This window comes from Microcystis sp. M53602_WE12 (assembly GCF_030065455.1).
Lineage (GTDB): Bacteria > Cyanobacteriota > Cyanobacteriia > Cyanobacteriales > Microcystaceae > Microcystis > Microcystis aeruginosa.
This window is the reverse complement of the sequence record NZ_JASJFB010000436.1, coordinates 1-14,527: the sequence shown is the minus strand read 5'-3', so window position 1 is coordinate 14,527 and position 14,527 is coordinate 1. Positions and strand designations below refer to the sequence as shown.

14 protein-coding genes, 2 pseudogenes and 1 riboswitch are annotated in these 14,527 nt (G+C 40.8%); of the genes and pseudogenes, 5 read left to right on the top strand and 11 right to left on the bottom strand.

The window, feature by feature from the left end:
* Positions 1–158 precede the first annotated feature (158 nt).
* Positions 159–340: pseudogene (locus PX482_RS28110) on the top strand (hypothetical protein).
* Between the two features lie 122 nt (positions 341–462).
* On the opposite strand, the gene PX482_RS14760 reads toward PX482_RS28110, so the two are convergent.
* The 6 genes from PX482_RS14760 to PX482_RS14735 all read right to left on the bottom strand — a co-directional run bounded on the left by PX482_RS14760 (position 463) and on the right by PX482_RS14735 (position 5,587).
* A complete protein-coding gene (locus tag PX482_RS14760) occupies positions 463–1,221 on the bottom strand; it encodes an ABC transporter ATP-binding protein (protein ID WP_002760935.1) in 759 nt (252 codons plus the stop codon).
* 70 nt (positions 1,222–1,291) lie between these two features.
* Positions 1,292–2,107 (bottom strand): ABC transporter permease, encoded by an 816-nt coding sequence (locus PX482_RS14755; RefSeq protein ID WP_002760933.1) that lies wholly within the window; start codon positions 2,105–2,107, stop codon positions 1,292–1,294.
* A gap of 86 nt (positions 2,108–2,193) precedes the next feature.
* Positions 2,194–3,234 carry an ABC transporter substrate-binding protein gene (locus PX482_RS14750; RefSeq protein ID WP_002760931.1) on the bottom strand — a complete coding sequence of 347 codons (1,041 nt, stop codon included), beginning with the start codon at positions 3,232–3,234 and terminating at the stop codon, positions 2,194–2,196.
* A gap of 63 nt (positions 3,235–3,297) precedes the next feature.
* On the bottom strand, positions 3,298–3,987 hold the full coding sequence (gene hypB, locus PX482_RS14745; RefSeq protein ID WP_002734828.1) for a hydrogenase nickel incorporation protein HypB: 690 nt from the start codon (positions 3,985–3,987) through the stop codon (positions 3,298–3,300).
* A 58-nt stretch (positions 3,988–4,045) separates the two neighbouring features.
* A complete protein-coding gene (gene hypA, locus PX482_RS14740) occupies positions 4,046–4,402 on the bottom strand; it encodes a hydrogenase maturation nickel metallochaperone HypA (protein ID WP_002760929.1) in 357 nt (118 codons plus the stop codon).
* 6 nt (positions 4,403–4,408) lie between these two features.
* On the bottom strand, positions 4,409–5,587 hold the full coding sequence (locus tag PX482_RS14735; protein ID WP_002732465.1) for an agmatinase family protein: 1,179 nt from the start codon (positions 5,585–5,587) through the stop codon (positions 4,409–4,411).
* Between the two features lie 68 nt (positions 5,588–5,655).
* Positions 5,656–5,790: riboswitch (guanidine-I (ykkC/yxkD leader) on the bottom strand.
* Positions 5,791–6,024: 234 nt separating this feature from the next.
* Here PX482_RS14735 and PX482_RS14730 point away from each other — a divergent pair.
* From PX482_RS14730 to PX482_RS14715, 4 genes are all read left to right on the top strand, one after another.
* A complete protein-coding gene (locus PX482_RS14730; protein WP_288094679.1) occupies positions 6,025–7,446 on the top strand; it encodes a hypothetical protein in 1,422 nt (473 codons plus the stop codon).
* Complete coding sequence (locus tag PX482_RS14725; protein ID WP_288122614.1) at positions 7,415–10,048, top strand: tetratricopeptide repeat protein; 2,634 nt, start codon at positions 7,415–7,417, stop codon at positions 10,046–10,048. Before PX482_RS14730 ends, PX482_RS14725 begins: the two co-directional genes overlap by 32 nt.
* A gap of 288 nt (positions 10,049–10,336) precedes the next feature.
* Complete coding sequence (locus PX482_RS14720) at positions 10,337–10,546, top strand: hypothetical protein (RefSeq protein ID WP_002798302.1); 210 nt, start codon at positions 10,337–10,339, stop codon at positions 10,544–10,546.
* Positions 10,543–10,797 carry a type II toxin-antitoxin system RelE family toxin gene (locus PX482_RS14715; RefSeq protein ID WP_002746390.1) on the top strand — a complete coding sequence of 85 codons (255 nt, stop codon included), beginning with the start codon at positions 10,543–10,545 and terminating at the stop codon, positions 10,795–10,797. Before PX482_RS14720 ends, PX482_RS14715 begins: the two co-directional genes overlap by 4 nt.
* A gap of 192 nt (positions 10,798–10,989) precedes the next feature.
* Here the strand turns inward: PX482_RS14715 and PX482_RS14710 are convergent, their stop codons facing one another.
* The 5 genes and pseudogenes from PX482_RS14710 to PX482_RS14690 form a co-directional block, all read right to left on the bottom strand.
* The gene (locus PX482_RS14710) at positions 10,990–11,955 is read right to left on the bottom strand and encodes a permease (RefSeq protein ID WP_288122613.1); all 966 of its coding nucleotides are present in this window, start codon (positions 11,953–11,955) and stop codon (positions 10,990–10,992) included.
* Between the two features lie 154 nt (positions 11,956–12,109).
* On the bottom strand, positions 12,110–13,447 hold the full coding sequence (locus PX482_RS14705; protein ID WP_002760922.1) for an anthranilate synthase component I: 1,338 nt from the start codon (positions 13,445–13,447) through the stop codon (positions 12,110–12,112).
* Complete coding sequence (locus PX482_RS14700; RefSeq protein ID WP_288025734.1) at positions 13,432–13,563, bottom strand: hypothetical protein; 132 nt, start codon at positions 13,561–13,563, stop codon at positions 13,432–13,434. The genes PX482_RS14705 and PX482_RS14700 overlap by 16 nt, the downstream gene beginning before the upstream one ends.
* 233 nt (positions 13,564–13,796) lie before the next feature.
* Entirely contained in the window at positions 13,797–14,174 is a 378-nt protein-coding gene (locus tag PX482_RS14695) for a hypothetical protein (protein ID WP_002734118.1), read from the bottom strand.
* Positions 14,175–14,210: 36 nt separating this feature from the next.
* Positions 14,211–14,527, bottom strand: a pseudogene (locus PX482_RS14690) (AarF/ABC1/UbiB kinase family protein); the annotation flags it as partial.

The window sequence follows — 14,527 nt, the reverse complement described above, 5'->3', positions numbered from 1 at the left end:
AGTTTTGTATCAATTTACCCCCATTCTATCATATTTGCGCCCCAAGGCAGCACCGATGGAGAAACTTTCCCAAAAAAAGCTGTACTTTAGATCACACTTGCCCGGGATTATCACCAAATCTTAATGGTTGAACAACTGTTCTATCATTTATCTAGGGTTTGCTGAAAAAGTTTTTCGTGGGGCAGGGTGTGGGGTGTGGGGTATGGGGTGTAGGGTTTTTTAGGGGGTCAATACCTAATTTTCAGGGAAAAAGTGCCTAAATTTCCCCCCCGATCACTGCAAGGGCTGGCACTTTTTGATTGACAAAAAGTCTAAAAGTCTTACCCAACAAGGTTTTTAGATTTATTCAGCAAACCTTATCTAGGTTTTGCGGCAGCAACGAGCGATCGCTGTTTGAGGATGATTTTTGCTGCTCTAATTCGTTTTCAACCCGGGACTACTCTTGATCATCCCTAGTTTTTTCTAGGATTTCTCACCCCGTAGTAGGCCGTAAATTTCATCGGTATAGTCATAAAACTGAGCTTGTCGTTTAATTTTATGATTACGATCTAGGGGTAAATTAATTGTTAATTCCCGTTGTATAGTCCCGGGCCTAGCACTCAAAACATAAATACGTTGAGCTAAAAAAACCGCTTCATCCACATCATGGGTAATCATTAAAATACTACACCTAATTTTTTGCCAAATTTCAATTAAATATTCGTGCATTCTTTCTTTGGTTTGTACATCTAAAGCTGCAAAGGGTTCGTCCATTAATAAAACTTTGGGATGACAGGCAAGAGAGCGGGCGATCGCTACCCGTTGTTTCATCCCACCCGATAGTTCTCTGGGGTAAGCATTAGCGAATTGAGTTAAACCGACAATATCCAGATAATAACAGGCCACTTCCCAGCATTCTTTTGTCGATAATCCCTGTAGTTTTAAGCCAAATTCAACATTTTTTTGGATCGTCATCCAGGGATAGAGTGTATAATTTTGGAAAACCATGCCGCGATCGGCTCCCGGCCCTGTCACTTCAACACCATCAACGGTAATTTTGCCGGAAGTGGGCAGCTCTAAACCCGCAATCATTCGCAACAAAGTTGATTTTCCCGAACCAGAGGCCCCGACCGCACAGACAAATTCAGCACTTTCAACGTGTAAATTAATATCTTTCAGAGCGACCACAGCACCTCGTTTAGTGGTGAAAATTTTATTGAGTTGAGTAATTTCTAAGTGCATTAAGGTTCTTCTCTTATCATTAAAATAACTTTATTGGTGACATAATCAACTCTGTTATTGAGTTTTTAAGTTAACGAGTAATTGACCATTTACAAGTCCACTGCAAAAACAAACGAAAACTTAAATCTAGGGCAAAGCCAATAATTCCCAGGACAATTAAACAGGCAAAAATTTCATCGGTTCTCAGAAATTTCTGGGCCAATAAAATCCGTTTGCCTAATCCATTATCGGCCGCCACCAATTCCGCCACCACTACCAAATTCCAGGCGGCTGCCATATTAACACGAAAAGTATCGATAACATTAGGAATAATATAGGGAGTAATCACTTTAAATAAAACCTGTTTTCGAGTTCCTCCAAGGGTATAAGTTACTTCGATCAATTCACGGGGAATGAACTTAACTGCATCCATAATCATCAGGGTATTAAAGAAAATTGTCCCGATAAAAATGAGCATAATCTTTGATGTTTCTCCAATACCCAAATAAATAACCAATAGGGGAATAAAAGCAGGAGCGGGCATATAACGTACAACGCCAATGATCGGTTCCATTAAACTACGAATACTCGGAAAAGTTCCCATTAAAATCCCCAGGGGAATAGCAAACAATCCTCCCAAAAAAAAGCCCCCAACTACTCGTAAAAAACTGGTAATAGTATCTTGAATTAAAAAGCCCTGTTCTGCCAATTTTCCTAAGGCCTGAATAACGGCTAAAGGAGAAGGCAAAAATACGGATTCAATGCCCGCAAAACTAGAGATTAGTAACCAGAAAATAAGCGGGACAATAATAGAGGAAACCATTAAAGTCCATTTGAGGGATTCGGGAATATCCTCGGTAATCCGCCAAAAAGTGCTTTGAGGAAGCGTTTTAGGTGTTGTGGTCATGGGATTTGCCAAAGAAAAGAATAATTTTGATAGCCAATATCACCCAGTTATCAAACAATTCTTGAAGTCAATGATCGAGGGACTAATTAGGATTTTTTGTCTTGATTTGCCAACGACTTGACAAATTTGGGCTCTAAAATGGTTGTTAGATCGGGGACTTTTTTAATAAAGCCAACTTCCATCATAAAACCAGCCATTTTTTGAGCGGCAAAGGGCATATTTTTTATGGTTTTCCCCGGACTAAAAGCTTCTAGGTTTTCTTCTAAGGTGAAAAACTTCGTTCCCTCTTTATATAAGGCCAATTCTTCTGGGCTAATGCCGGCACGCTTGGCCATAATCTCATCGGCTTTTTGGGGATTTTTAGCCATAAACTCTCGAACATCAAACCAGGTTTTGACAAGAGCCTGAACCTGTTCTGGTTTTTCTTTGATTAATTTGGCACTGACAACTAATAAATCGGGAATAGCACCGGGAAAAGCTTTGGAACTAATTAATTCTTTAGAACCTTTTCTTTTAAGGGCTGTTGACCAAAAAGGTGGAAAAGCACCAACTGCATCTACTTTTCCCGATGCAAAAGCGGCAGCAGCAGCCCCTGTTTCCATGGGGACAATTTGCACATCTTTACGGCTCATTCCTTCTTTTTCTAGAGCTAAACTGAGGAGAAAATCACCGACAACGCCTTCTTCGACTGCAACTTTTTTGCCTTTTAAATCTTGAATAGTTTTAATCTCTTCTGTGACAATAACTTTGTCATTTCCTGACGAGTTATCATTAACTAAAACAGCAACTTGACCATTCACTGCATCTCCCGCAAAAGCGATTGTATCGTTGAGAGTTTGACTATTTCCATCTAATTGTCCGGCGGCCAAAGCTTGTAAGGATTCAAGATAACCATCAAACCATTTCATTTGAACATTAGCCCCATTTTTAGCAAATAATCCCTCTTCTTCAGCGATCGCCCATGGCCACCAACCGGCCCAGTTACTATAACCAATGACAATCGGGGCAGTATTACTCAGAGAACTACTTGCATTGGGGGTTTGCTGAGGAGCTTGATTGCAACTAATGGTCAGGAGTAAGCTACTAAAAAAAACGAGAAGTAAGGAGAAAAAATGGCGCCGTTTCATAGGTAATAGCCTTTAGAGATGACAGCTAGTAAAACAGAAATAAATCTCAAAAACTGTTACTGATTAACAATTCAAAAACCTCGGAATATTGACTTGGCTTTTTAGCCAATTTAACCAGTCTTCTAAACCTTCTCCTGTTTGAGCAGAAAGAGCGATAATCTTTACATCGGGATTCATAGAACGAACATTTGCTTCTAAACGTTGTAAATCAATCTCTAAATAAGGAGCCAGATCTAATTTGGTAATAATCAGACAATCCGCTTCTTGAAACATAATTGGATATTTGAGGGGTTTATCTTCTCCTTCAGTAATACTTAATAGAGCAACTTTAGCGTGTTCCCCTACCTCAAATTCGGCGGGACAAACTAAATTTCCCACATTTTCCACCAACAATAAATCAAACTCTTTGGGGTTATAATCTTCTTTGAAACGATGAATTCCCCCAGCTACCATTTTGGAATCTAAGTGACAGGAGCGACCTGTATTAATGGCAATTACCGGAACTCCATATTGTCTCAGGCGCTCTGCATCTAGTTCTGTAGTCATATCGCCTTCAATAACAGCCATTTTTAATTGATCTTTTAAGGCTGCGAGGGTTTTTTCCAATAATACAGTTTTACCCGCACCAGGACTACTCATCAGGTTTAAACAGGTGATGCCCCACTCGTCAAAATGTTCCCGGTTGTGATCGGCTCCTGCTTGATTGGCATGAAGTAGATTAATTTCTAGGGCCGCGTCAAAAGTTTGGTGCATTTTAGTTGAGAATGAATAATTGATCATCGAACTTGTAGAAGCGATCGCCCAACTTTGTTTAAGAATCTAAAGAATATTCAATGTGGTCAATTTTTAACTCTCGACCTGAACGAATATCCTCCATCGGCGATCGACAAGTTGGGCAGGAATATTGCTGGCCAATTTGGGGTTGATAATCCTTTTGACAGCAATGACAATAAGCAATTAGGGGAATATTTTTAATCGCTAATTCCACGCCAGCCAGAAAAGTATTGGCAGTTTGAACTTCAAAGGCAAATTGTAAACTGACTGGTTCGACACAGGTAAATTCACCAACCATGAGATGAATTTTTTCAATTTTGAGCTTTTCAGGTTGGCTATCATACCAATCTCGAACTGTCATAATTAACGCCTTGGTCATATCAGTTTCGTGCATAGGAAATTACTGCCAGGGTTCGTCAACGGCCAGATTGGCATCAGGATGAATATAATAGGGCTTTTCTTTACGCGGTAATTGACCTGAAATAACCAGATGGGCCATGGCATCACAAATAACACGGGTAGCCATCAAAGAGGTCATATCACTAATATCGTAGGGAGGGGAAACTTCCACCACTTCCATGCCACAAATGGGAGCTTTTTGGATAATTTTACCCAATAAAGCTAAGGCTTCACGGGGTAATAAACCCCCCGGTTCTGGCCAACCTGTACCGGGGACAAAACCGGCATCAATGCAATCAATATCAAAACTAATCCAAACGCAATCCGTACCATCTAAAGCTCGTTCTAAGGCAAATTCGGCGGCCGCATCAATGCCTCGTTCCACAATGTCGGTGACGGTCAAAATATTAGTGGCCCGCTCGCGGCAAACTTTAACACCTTGACGGGGAACTTGCCAACCACCAATCCCTAATTGGACGAGATTTTTAGCAGGAGCATTTTTCATATTGGTGGCATGAAACCAGGGGCAAGTGTGCATCCGTTCATCTAAATCTGTTTCCTGGGTATCCACATGGCGATCAAAGTGAATAATACCGACTTTTTTATCCCCTAAATGCCGACAAATACCGCGCACCGTCGGAAAACCAATAGAATGATCACCCCCTAAAATAATCGGCAATGCGCCGGAACTAAAAACATGGGCAACCCCCTTCGAGATTTGATCGAAGGACTTTTCATTATTAGCAGGAATGGTGAAAATATCCCCCAGATCACAGAGCGTAATTTGTTCGCGCAAATCTACCCCTAATTCAAAATTGTAGGGTGTATAAAGAGCCGAAATCCGCCGAATTCCCTGGGGACCAAAACGAGTTCCGGGTCGGTAAGTTGTCCCCGAATCATGGGGAACACCCACGATTGCCACGTCATAATTGCCCACATTCCGCACATCTTCCAAATAGGGAGCCTTCATAAAGGTGTTAATTCCCGCATAGTGGGGTAACTCACCCCTGGAAAAGGTGGGAATACTGCGATCGCGAATACTATCGGCCGCCTCTAAACCGTAGGTTAACCCCTGGGAAACTTCCTGTTGCCAACCGGTTAGGGGCAAATGGCGTTCTTTTTCTAAGGCCTGTTGAGCTTCAGTTACATGAGGGGGTTGAAAAGTAGATTCCTCGGACATTATTTTACCTCAAAATACAATAACCCGGGAGTCTTCAAAGATACTGCCTCAAAACAGTTATCCTTAAAGTCTCCCGGGCTTTTATCCCGCCGTGTAGCCAGCTTAGACGGAAAAAATTTTTGATCCGCTCATTTAAGACTAGCTTGCTCCTCTCGGACCTGACATTTAAAGAAGTTTAAATCGGAACCCTAGAAGCAATTTCTTTGACCTTAGACGATCTCAATCCTAAAAACAGTATCACAGACTACACAAAAAGGGATTTTTCCCGCTTAAATATGGTTTGCTGAATAATTAGGTGGGTATTAAAAACTTTCAGATGCCCCCCTTATTAAGGGGGGATTAAGGGGGGATCGAACCTAAAATCCATTTTTAATTTAATTATAACCAGCTACTTATATAATAAAAAGTATCTCCAGAGAATGATTTTTCCTGTCTCTATGCAACACGCCTCTCTGACTCGCTTTGAACCTGCGACTACTCTTGATGAAATCCATTTAACTATATCTCCTGAACCCCTATTAACTCAGAAGGAAATAGATGCTTTTTATCGAGAAGAAATGAATAAGGTGAGAGGGGAAGATAAAATTCAGCGTCTAAAATTAGGGTTAAAACGGGTCATAGATACGCAACAATATTACAAAGCCTGTTTAATGGGACACACGGGGGTAGGCAAATCGACAGAATTAACTCGTTTAATTAATGATCATGAGATTAAACAGCATTTTAAACCCCTGCGATTTAGTGTTTTAAGTGAACTCGATGCGATTAATTTCAGTCCCCTTGATGTGTTTCTCTTTATGGTGGTGGAAATTGTTGAGAAAACCGCTAAAATTTCTCGACAACCCAGTGATGAAAATTTACAAAAGCTTTGGGATTGGTTTAGTTCTGAAGAATTTACCCGCAAGGAAACCAGAGAAAGTCAAATCAAAACGGAAGCAGGAGCGGGAGTAAAGGAAGATTCTTTCTGGAATAAAATTCTCGGACTTTTTGCCTCTCTCAAGGGAGAATTCCGGTTTGCTTCCTCGCGAGAGAAAAAAGTTGTTGAATACCGTCTTTCCCGTTCCAGAGATTTAATTAATATTGCTAATCAACTCCTGAAAGAGTGTAATCAGAACTTACAGGAAACTATGCAGAGAAGCTGGTTAATTATTGGAGAAGACTTCGATAAAGCTGGTGTTTCACAAGAAGCGGTCAGGGATTTATTTTTAAACTATTCTAACATTTTCAAAGATTTAGACATTCACATTATTTTTAATATTCCGATTGGATTGTATAATTCATCTCCTGGGATTAACCTCACTTTTGACCATAATCTCCTGATTCCCGATACTCCAGTTTTTTGCCAAAAAGATCATACTCCTAACCAAAAAGGACGGGAAGCAGTGAGAAAAGTTTTAGAAGCAAGAGTTAAATCTAATTTATTTGAAGATGGACAAATAGAGCGGGTTATTATTGCCTCTGGTGGCAATATCAGAGATTTATTTTATTTAGTTAGAGAAGCTTCTGATGAAGCAATTGTCAATCAACAAAATCTGATCATGTCTAGTCATATTAGCAGGGCAATTCGCAGTTTAAGAACAGAATATGAAAGACGTTTAGGTCAAAATCCTTATGATATCGATCATGTTAGTTATGGGGATAAGGTATTATTGTTAAAACGAATTTATGATGCTAATCCGGAAGCACAAATTCCCAATGAAGTATTATACGCTTTATTAAATGATCGAGCGATTCAAGAAGTAGATGGAGACGGGGAAAGATGCTTTATGGTGCATCCCCTTGTGGTTGATATTTTAAATGCTCAAGGTCATATTCCTACTGGTCCCGATGGAGGTGTCCCCGGTGGTACATCAAGTTAATCAAACTAATCAATCGGAGTTAGAACCGGGTACTATTTCCCATACGGCAGCTCGTTTGCTATTGTGGGGACGAAGACCATCTAGAGGTTTAGCTAGGGTGGAATTTTATGATGATTTTTCCCGTCAGCAAGTAGTTAGAGAATTAGAGAATAAACTGCAAGAACAAGGCATTATTTTTCATAAAATTGTCTTACCAAGATGGGAAAAACCCTCTTTTGTCTTGAACTTCTTGTTAACACAATTGGCAGAATTGGAGTCGGGAGTAGTATCAATTACTGGTTTTGAAACCGCTTTTTCTGATGCTTCCCTAGTAGATGCCTTGCAATTAATTAATTTCAATCGAGAAAATTTAGCTCGCTTTAATCTCCGACAAATTTGGTGGATGAATCATGATTTTACTAACAAAGTTATTCTCTATATGCCAGATTTAAATTCTTGGTTTTTCCTGCGGTTATTTTTAACAGAAAATTCAACCCAAGCTACCAACTATAATCAGCTATTTACCGATAAAAATACCGTTCATGATCCCTATAATTTACCAGGAACAGCAGTTAACTTTGTTGGTAGAGAACAGGAATTATCCCGGATTCATCAAGCTTTTCAGCAATCTTCCCCAATTGTTTTAAGTGGGATGGGAGGTTCGGGAAAAACTGAATTAGCTTTACAGTATGCTTGGCAACATAAAGGGGATTATCCTGCGGGTATTTGTTGGATAAATGTCCTTAACAGTGACCCCGGTTTGGCTATTTTATTTTTTGCCAGAGAATACCTGGGTTTAAACATCCCCAATCAGGGAACCTTAAGTGAACGAGTGCGTTACTGTTGGCAAAATTGGCCCGAGGGAAATGCTTTAATTATTTTTGATGATGTGCGTGACTACGACCAAATTACATCTTATCTACCATCAGGAAAAGAATCTCGTTTTCGGGTTTTAATTACCACTCGCTTTAGTTACTTAGGGGTATCGCTATCAACGATAAACTTAGATGTTCTCACAGCAGCGCAAGCTTTAGATTTACTGCAAACCTACTTAGGAAAAGAACGTCTAACCGCGGAGTTAGAGGCAGCCAAGCAACTTTGTCAGTGTTTAGGATATTTGCCTCTAGGATTACAATTACTAGGCAGTTTTCTGAGACAAGCAACCACTGAAACTTTAGCAAATATCAAGGAAAAATTCCCCAAAAAAGGCTTAAAATATCTCAACTCTGATAAGGAGGAAGTCCGCAGTATTAAAACAATTCTCGATCTCAGTTGGCAACTGTTAGAAACAGAAGAACAAAAATTAGCTCTTTGTCTCAGTTTATTTGCTTCGGCACCTTTTCCCAAGCACTTAATCATCAGTTTATTTTCTGATGAAGCTAAAGACGAGATAGAAAAATGGTTAACCGATAGCTTGGTTAAGCTTAATTTGCTGAAATCTTTAGGCAATGAATGGTATCAACTGCACCCTCTCATCCGTCTTTATCTACGGGAAAAATTAGAAGGTTCCGAGATAGCCAATACCGCAAAAAGTCGTTATTGTACGGTGATGACAGATACATCGAGAACAGTCCCCGAAACTCCCACTCTAGATATTATTCAAAATCTGACTCCCTTAATTCCCCATATTCAACAAGCTGTCAGGGAATATCCAGAATATATCGCTGATGAGGATTTAGCCGAGTCCTATATGGGTTTAGCTCGTTATTATAATGGACAAGGATTGTATGCTATTGCTGAACCTTACTGTCAAGCTTGTTTAACCGCAACTCGAACTCGCTTAGGAGAAAATCATCTCGATGTGGCAGATTCCCTCAACAATTTAGCAGCATTGTACTATTCTCAAGGCAGATACGCAGAAGCGGAACCATTGTATAAGAGCTCCCTTTCTCTGACAGAACAGCTATTAGGAGAAAACCATCCCGATGTTGCTACCAGTCTCAATAATTTAGCAGCATTATATCAATGCCAAGGCAGATACGCAGAAGCGGAACCATTGTATAAGCGCTCCCTTTCTCTGTGGGAACAGCTATTAGGAGAAAACCATCCCCATTTTGCTACCAGTCTCAATAATTTAGCAGAATTATACCGATGCCAAGGCAGATACGCGGAAGCGGAACCATTGTATAAGCGCTCCCTTTCTCTGCGGGAACAGCGATTAGGAGAAAACCATCCTGATGTGGCAGTTTCCCTCAACAATTTAGCACTATTATACCGATGCCAAGGCAGGTACGCAGAAGCAGAACCCCTGTATAAGCGCTCCCTTTCTCTGACAGAACAGCTATTAGGAGCAAACCATCCCGATGTGGCAACTTCCCTCAACAATGTAGCAGGATTGTACAATTCCCAAGGCAGGTACACAGAAGCAGAACCTCTCTATCTAGAAGCATTAGATTTGAGAAAACGACTCTTAGGAGACAATCATCCCGATGTGGCAACTTCCCTCAACAATTTAGCAGCATTGTACTATTCCCAAGGCAGATACACAGAAGCGGAACCTCTCTATCGAGAAGCGATTAAGATTGCTACCCAAGTATTAGGGAAAAATCATCCCGATAGCCAAACAATTATGGAGAACTATAAAACTATGTTGTCGCAACTCCGGCAGGCAGAATTAAGATGAGTTAGAGTTTAAATGCTTGGGAAAATGGGGTTCGCAGGCGCACGGCTTTTCCATTATGAATATAATATCATGTCAAGGGGCTTTTGTCAAGAGAAAATTTTGACAACATCCAGAAAAACGTAGCCTATTGTAGGGGTAATTCATGAATTACCCCTACACCTATTACCTAGTCCAGTAACCCACCACCTAATCATCGACTATGATTGGAATGATTGAATGATGGACTATGATGGAATTAATCACTGATAACTGATGACTGATTACTGATTACTGATTACTGATAAAGCTATGACACTCAAAGAACAACTAATTAAAGAAATCGAGCAGACACCTGACACCCTTTTGACTGAATTACTTGACTTTTTGCTCTTTATCAAAGAACGACATACTGCAATAGAAATTACAGAAGAAGAGCAAGCTAACATAATCGCTTCTGAATCAGCTTATCAAGCAGGAGACTATCTAACCCTCGAAGAATATGAGACAACTCAAGCGTGAACTACAGAGTTATTATTCCGAAACCAGTTCAAAAACAACTAAACAACTTACCCAAACAACAACGCGAACGCTTAATTACTGCCATTAGACTACTTACCGATACACCTCGTCCTAGCGGAGTCAAGAAACTCAAAGGATATGATGAAACCTACCGAATTAGAATAGGAGATTATCGCATCATTTACAAAATTCAAGATCAAGAAATGCTGATTATCATATTGAGTAGTATTCATCGAAAAGATGCTTATTGAACCTCTCAGTAGGTGGGTGGAGTGAGAACTATAAAACTATGTTGTCGCAACTCCGGCAAGCAGAATCAGGATGAGTTAGAGTTTAAATGCTTGGGAAAATAGGGCTTGTAGGCGCACGGATTTTCCATTATGAATATAGTATCATGTCAAGAGGCTTTTGTCAAGAAAAAATTTTTCTGACCCGGAAGAAATTCAACCTAGATAAAAACTGAGGATCAGAGCCACTAAAAAAGTCATTAACAGGCATAAAATTCCGAAATAAAGGACGATTTTAGGACGGAAAGCTGATAGGAGGAGGATAAAAGCTTTAATATCAATGAGGGAAGCGACCAGTAAAAAAGCTAGAGTGGAACCCAGGGACAGATTAGTAATTAAAGAACCGGGGACAAAAGCGCTAAGACTGGCATTAACAGAAAGGGTGACACCTAAAAACAACTGCACGAGAATTTGAGTAACGGCAGTATTCCCCCAGGCAATTAATTGACTCTGAGGTAATAATAGCTGAAAGACACTAGCGATCGCACAGCCTATAATTAATAATCCCCCTAATTCCAGCGCTTCATCGATAAAGTTATCGAGAAATAACTGCACAGAAATTGGCCAAGCTTGCCTATCTCTACTTTTATACTCATAAACAAGACTGCCGACTCTTTGTAGGGGTTGACTGACTGCTTCCTCCGGTAAAAAACTACCGGAAAGAACTAAACTCGATTCTAGGGGAATTTCGCTATCGGTGCGGGGTTTTTCCCGGTAGAAACTAAAGAGAGTACCGATAACAATTGCCATTAACCAGACCGAAAGCGATCGATAGAAGAAAATACTAGAATAGGTGAAAGTCTGCCAAGTTAGCCAAAGAGTGACGATATTTAGGGTAGGTGCAGCGGTGAGAAAGCTAAACACCACCCCTGGGGGTACTCCCTCTAATAAGAATCTTCTAGCGACGGGAATCGTGCCGTATTGTCCGACCGGTAAGATTAATCCGATTGTACTGCCAACGATCGCTCCTAACAGTCGATTACGGGGAAATATCGCCGCTAATCGCTGTTTATTGACGAAAACCAGCAAAAAACTGGAAACGGCTGCCCCGAAAAGTAAAAAGGGAAGCGAGGTCAAGAATAAACTAAGAAAAAAAGTAACAGCGATAGAAATTTGATTCATGAATAGGGTTCAAGATCGGAAGCTATCCTACAAAATAGCAGATAAGGTAAAAAGTAAGTAGTCCTGCCAAATTAATTTCTTGGTTAGGATAGGCACTCATGCAAAAGGCACTCATGCAAGATGCAACAATAGGTTAGTTTGTTGAAATCAAAAATTAAAAAGAACGTAAAGCGATTAATTGTGCTTCAGCTTTATGAAGGGATTCTAACCATTCTTTTTCGGGATCACTATCGGCAACTATTCCCGCTCCCACCTGTCCCCAAACGGTGTTTAAATTCCCTTGAGCAGTCATTAATAGGGTACGGATGAGAATATTCAAATCTAAATGACCCCGTAGGTCAATATAGCCACAGGAACCATAGAATAAATTGCGTCGCACCGGTTCCAATTCTTCGATAATTTCTAGACAACGAACTTTCGGACAACCGGTAATTGTTCCCCCGGGGAAAAGAGCTTTAATTAAATCAATAGCATGATACTTTTTATCTAATTTTCCTTGAACATTACTGACCAAGTGCATAACGTGACTATAACGCTCGATCGTCAGTAATTCATCCACATGAACCGATCCCCATTCACAAACTCTACCTAGATCATTACGTTCTAGATCCACTAGCATAATATGCTCGGCCCGCTCTTTTTTATTAGTTAATAGTTCCTCGGCTAATTGTTGATCGAGTGCCTCGGTTTTACCCCGGGGACGGGTTCCAGCGATCGGTCTAGTGCTGGCTATTCCCCTTTCTAATTTTACCAATCTTTCGGGAGAACAACTAATCATTTCTCCCCAAGGGGTGCGCCAATAACTGGCAAAAGGAGAAGGGTTAATCTGTTGTAAACTGCGATAAATTTGCCATCCTTTTGCCCTGGTTCTGCTTTGAAATCTTAGGGATAAATTTGCTTGAAAAATATCACCTTTTCTGATATAATCTAACGCTTTTTTAACAGCTTTTTCGTAGTCGAGTTGAGAAGTATAAAAGATTAAGGGAGAGGGATGGGGATCGATAAACTCAAAATCGGGGTTAGTGGTTAAAGATTGTTCGTATTTATCTAAATCTTCGGGTTTAGTGGCAGCTAACCAGAGAATTTGTGCTTGGTGATCGAGAATGGCAAAACTATCCGGTTCATACCAATAAGCGACGGGAAAAGGGAGACTATCAGCTTTCCTGTCCGGTAATTTTTCTATCTCCCAAGCTAAATCGTAGCCTAACCACCCCAACCAACCGCCATGGAAGGGAAGATGATCGGGAAGATGATCACATCGGGTTTGGGGGAGTAAACTGCTTAAAAAGGGCAAAATTTCCCCTAATGCAGGGGTCCAAAGCTGACGCGGGGAACCAGCACAAAGAGAGTAACGGGAGAGGGAATTACCCGGATAGGGACTTTCTAGTAAAGTAGCGATCGCATCTTGGGAGAATAAGCAGGCAAAAACCTCGGAACCGGTGCGCTGATGCAGAGGAAGCGATCGCCAATGCCATGCTAAAGGTTTTTGCATCTAAAATCGCGGGCCAAAATAGCTGGGAAATTGGGTATAACTAGGGTTTGCGGCAAAAAGTTTTTCGTGGGGGTAGGGTGTAGGGTGTGGGGTGTGGGGTGTGGGGTTTTACCCATTTTCAGGTAGTCAATTACCTAATTTTCAGGGAAAAAGTCCCGGAATTTTCCCCCCAATCACTCCAATGGTCGGCACTTTTTGAGGGAAAAAAAGTCTAAAGACATTATCCAACAAGGTTTTTAGATTTATTCAGCCAACCCTAACTAGGGTTTTGGTGTTAGTTGTGGGGGAGTTGCTCTTTCCTATCTGCTAACACCTATTATCTTAGTCCTAAATGTTTGCTGCCTCCTAATTATCCCCGATAATCGAGGTCAATTTCTTTAGAACCGCCGCGCTGTAATTGGCCTAATAATTCCCCTAACTGACTCCAAACCAAACCACCAATAAAGATAGTCATGGGGAGAGAGATAGCGTAGGCAACCCAACCATTGAGAATAAATATATCTAATCCCGAGGCCAGGAAAAGACAGATTCCTACACAAATACCAATAAAAGGAATTTGTAAGGAACTGGATTTTAAAAGATTTTGATCGTCTGAACCCTTATTTTTATACCAATTGTTAACCACTTGCTTGAGACTAGCTTCAAAAGCGGCCCCGCAGGTAATACCGATAAATAAACCAGCAAAAACTAGAAAATAGGGCGGTTGGGGCAGAAAATAATAATCCATAGAAAAAGTGATTAACCGATGATGACCTTAAACACTTTAACGCGAACTGGTTTCTCCCGGAAGGACAGCGGCCACACCTTGGGACGATAATTCCCGAAAAGCGCTCATGGCCACATCCAAGAGTCGCCGCGGTTGCAATTCTCCTTGAATTAAACCCCAGAGACGTTGCACTTCGGCAGTATGGAGACGGTCATCTTCCGTTAAAGCTAATAGCAATTGACGACGCAGATAACGACCTTCTTCCGAGAGAAGAAAAGTGATGCCTAATTGCGCGGTGGGCAGTAAATCGAAGTTACTTTCCGATCGAGCCATTGTAATCATGTTTTCTAGGCGTTGCCACTGGAATTTACCGT

What these genes read in the sequence shown, in the direction of transcription:
- PX482_RS14760 (WP_002760935.1), bottom strand. Translation starts at nt 1,221, where the DNA reads ATGCACTTAGAAATTACTCAACTCAATAAAATTTTCACCACTAAACGA.
- PX482_RS14755 (WP_002760933.1), bottom strand. Translation starts at nt 2,107, where the DNA reads ATGACCACAACACCTAAAACGCTTCCTCAAAGCACTTTTTGGCGGATT.
- PX482_RS14750 (WP_002760931.1), bottom strand. Translation starts at nt 3,234, where the DNA reads ATGAAACGGCGCCATTTTTTCTCCTTACTTCTCGTTTTTTTTAGTAGC.
- hypB (WP_002734828.1), bottom strand. Translation starts at nt 3,987, where the DNA reads ATGCACCAAACTTTTGACGCGGCCCTAGAAATTAATCTACTTCATGCC.
- hypA (WP_002760929.1), bottom strand. Translation starts at nt 4,402, where the DNA reads ATGCACGAAACTGATATGACCAAGGCGTTAATTATGACAGTTCGAGAT.
- PX482_RS14735 (WP_002732465.1), bottom strand. Translation starts at nt 5,587, where the DNA reads ATGTCCGAGGAATCTACTTTTCAACCCCCTCATGTAACTGAAGCTCAA.
- PX482_RS14730 (WP_288094679.1), top strand. Translation starts at nt 6,025, where the DNA reads ATGCAACACGCCTCTCTGACTCGCTTTGAACCTGCGACTACTCTTGAT.
- PX482_RS14725 (WP_288122614.1), top strand. Translation starts at nt 7,415, where the DNA reads ATGGAGGTGTCCCCGGTGGTACATCAAGTTAATCAAACTAATCAATCG.
- PX482_RS14720 (WP_002798302.1), top strand. Translation starts at nt 10,337, where the DNA reads ATGACACTCAAAGAACAACTAATTAAAGAAATCGAGCAGACACCTGAC.
- PX482_RS14710 (WP_288122613.1), bottom strand. Translation starts at nt 11,955, where the DNA reads ATGAATCAAATTTCTATCGCTGTTACTTTTTTTCTTAGTTTATTCTTG.
- PX482_RS14705 (WP_002760922.1), bottom strand. Translation starts at nt 13,447, where the DNA reads ATGCAAAAACCTTTAGCATGGCATTGGCGATCGCTTCCTCTGCATCAG.
- PX482_RS14700 (WP_288025734.1), bottom strand. Translation starts at nt 13,563, where the DNA reads ATGGGTAAAACCCCACACCCCACACCCCACACCCTACACCCTACCCCC.
- PX482_RS14695 (WP_002734118.1), bottom strand. Translation starts at nt 14,174, where the DNA reads ATGGATTATTATTTTCTGCCCCAACCGCCCTATTTTCTAGTTTTTGCT.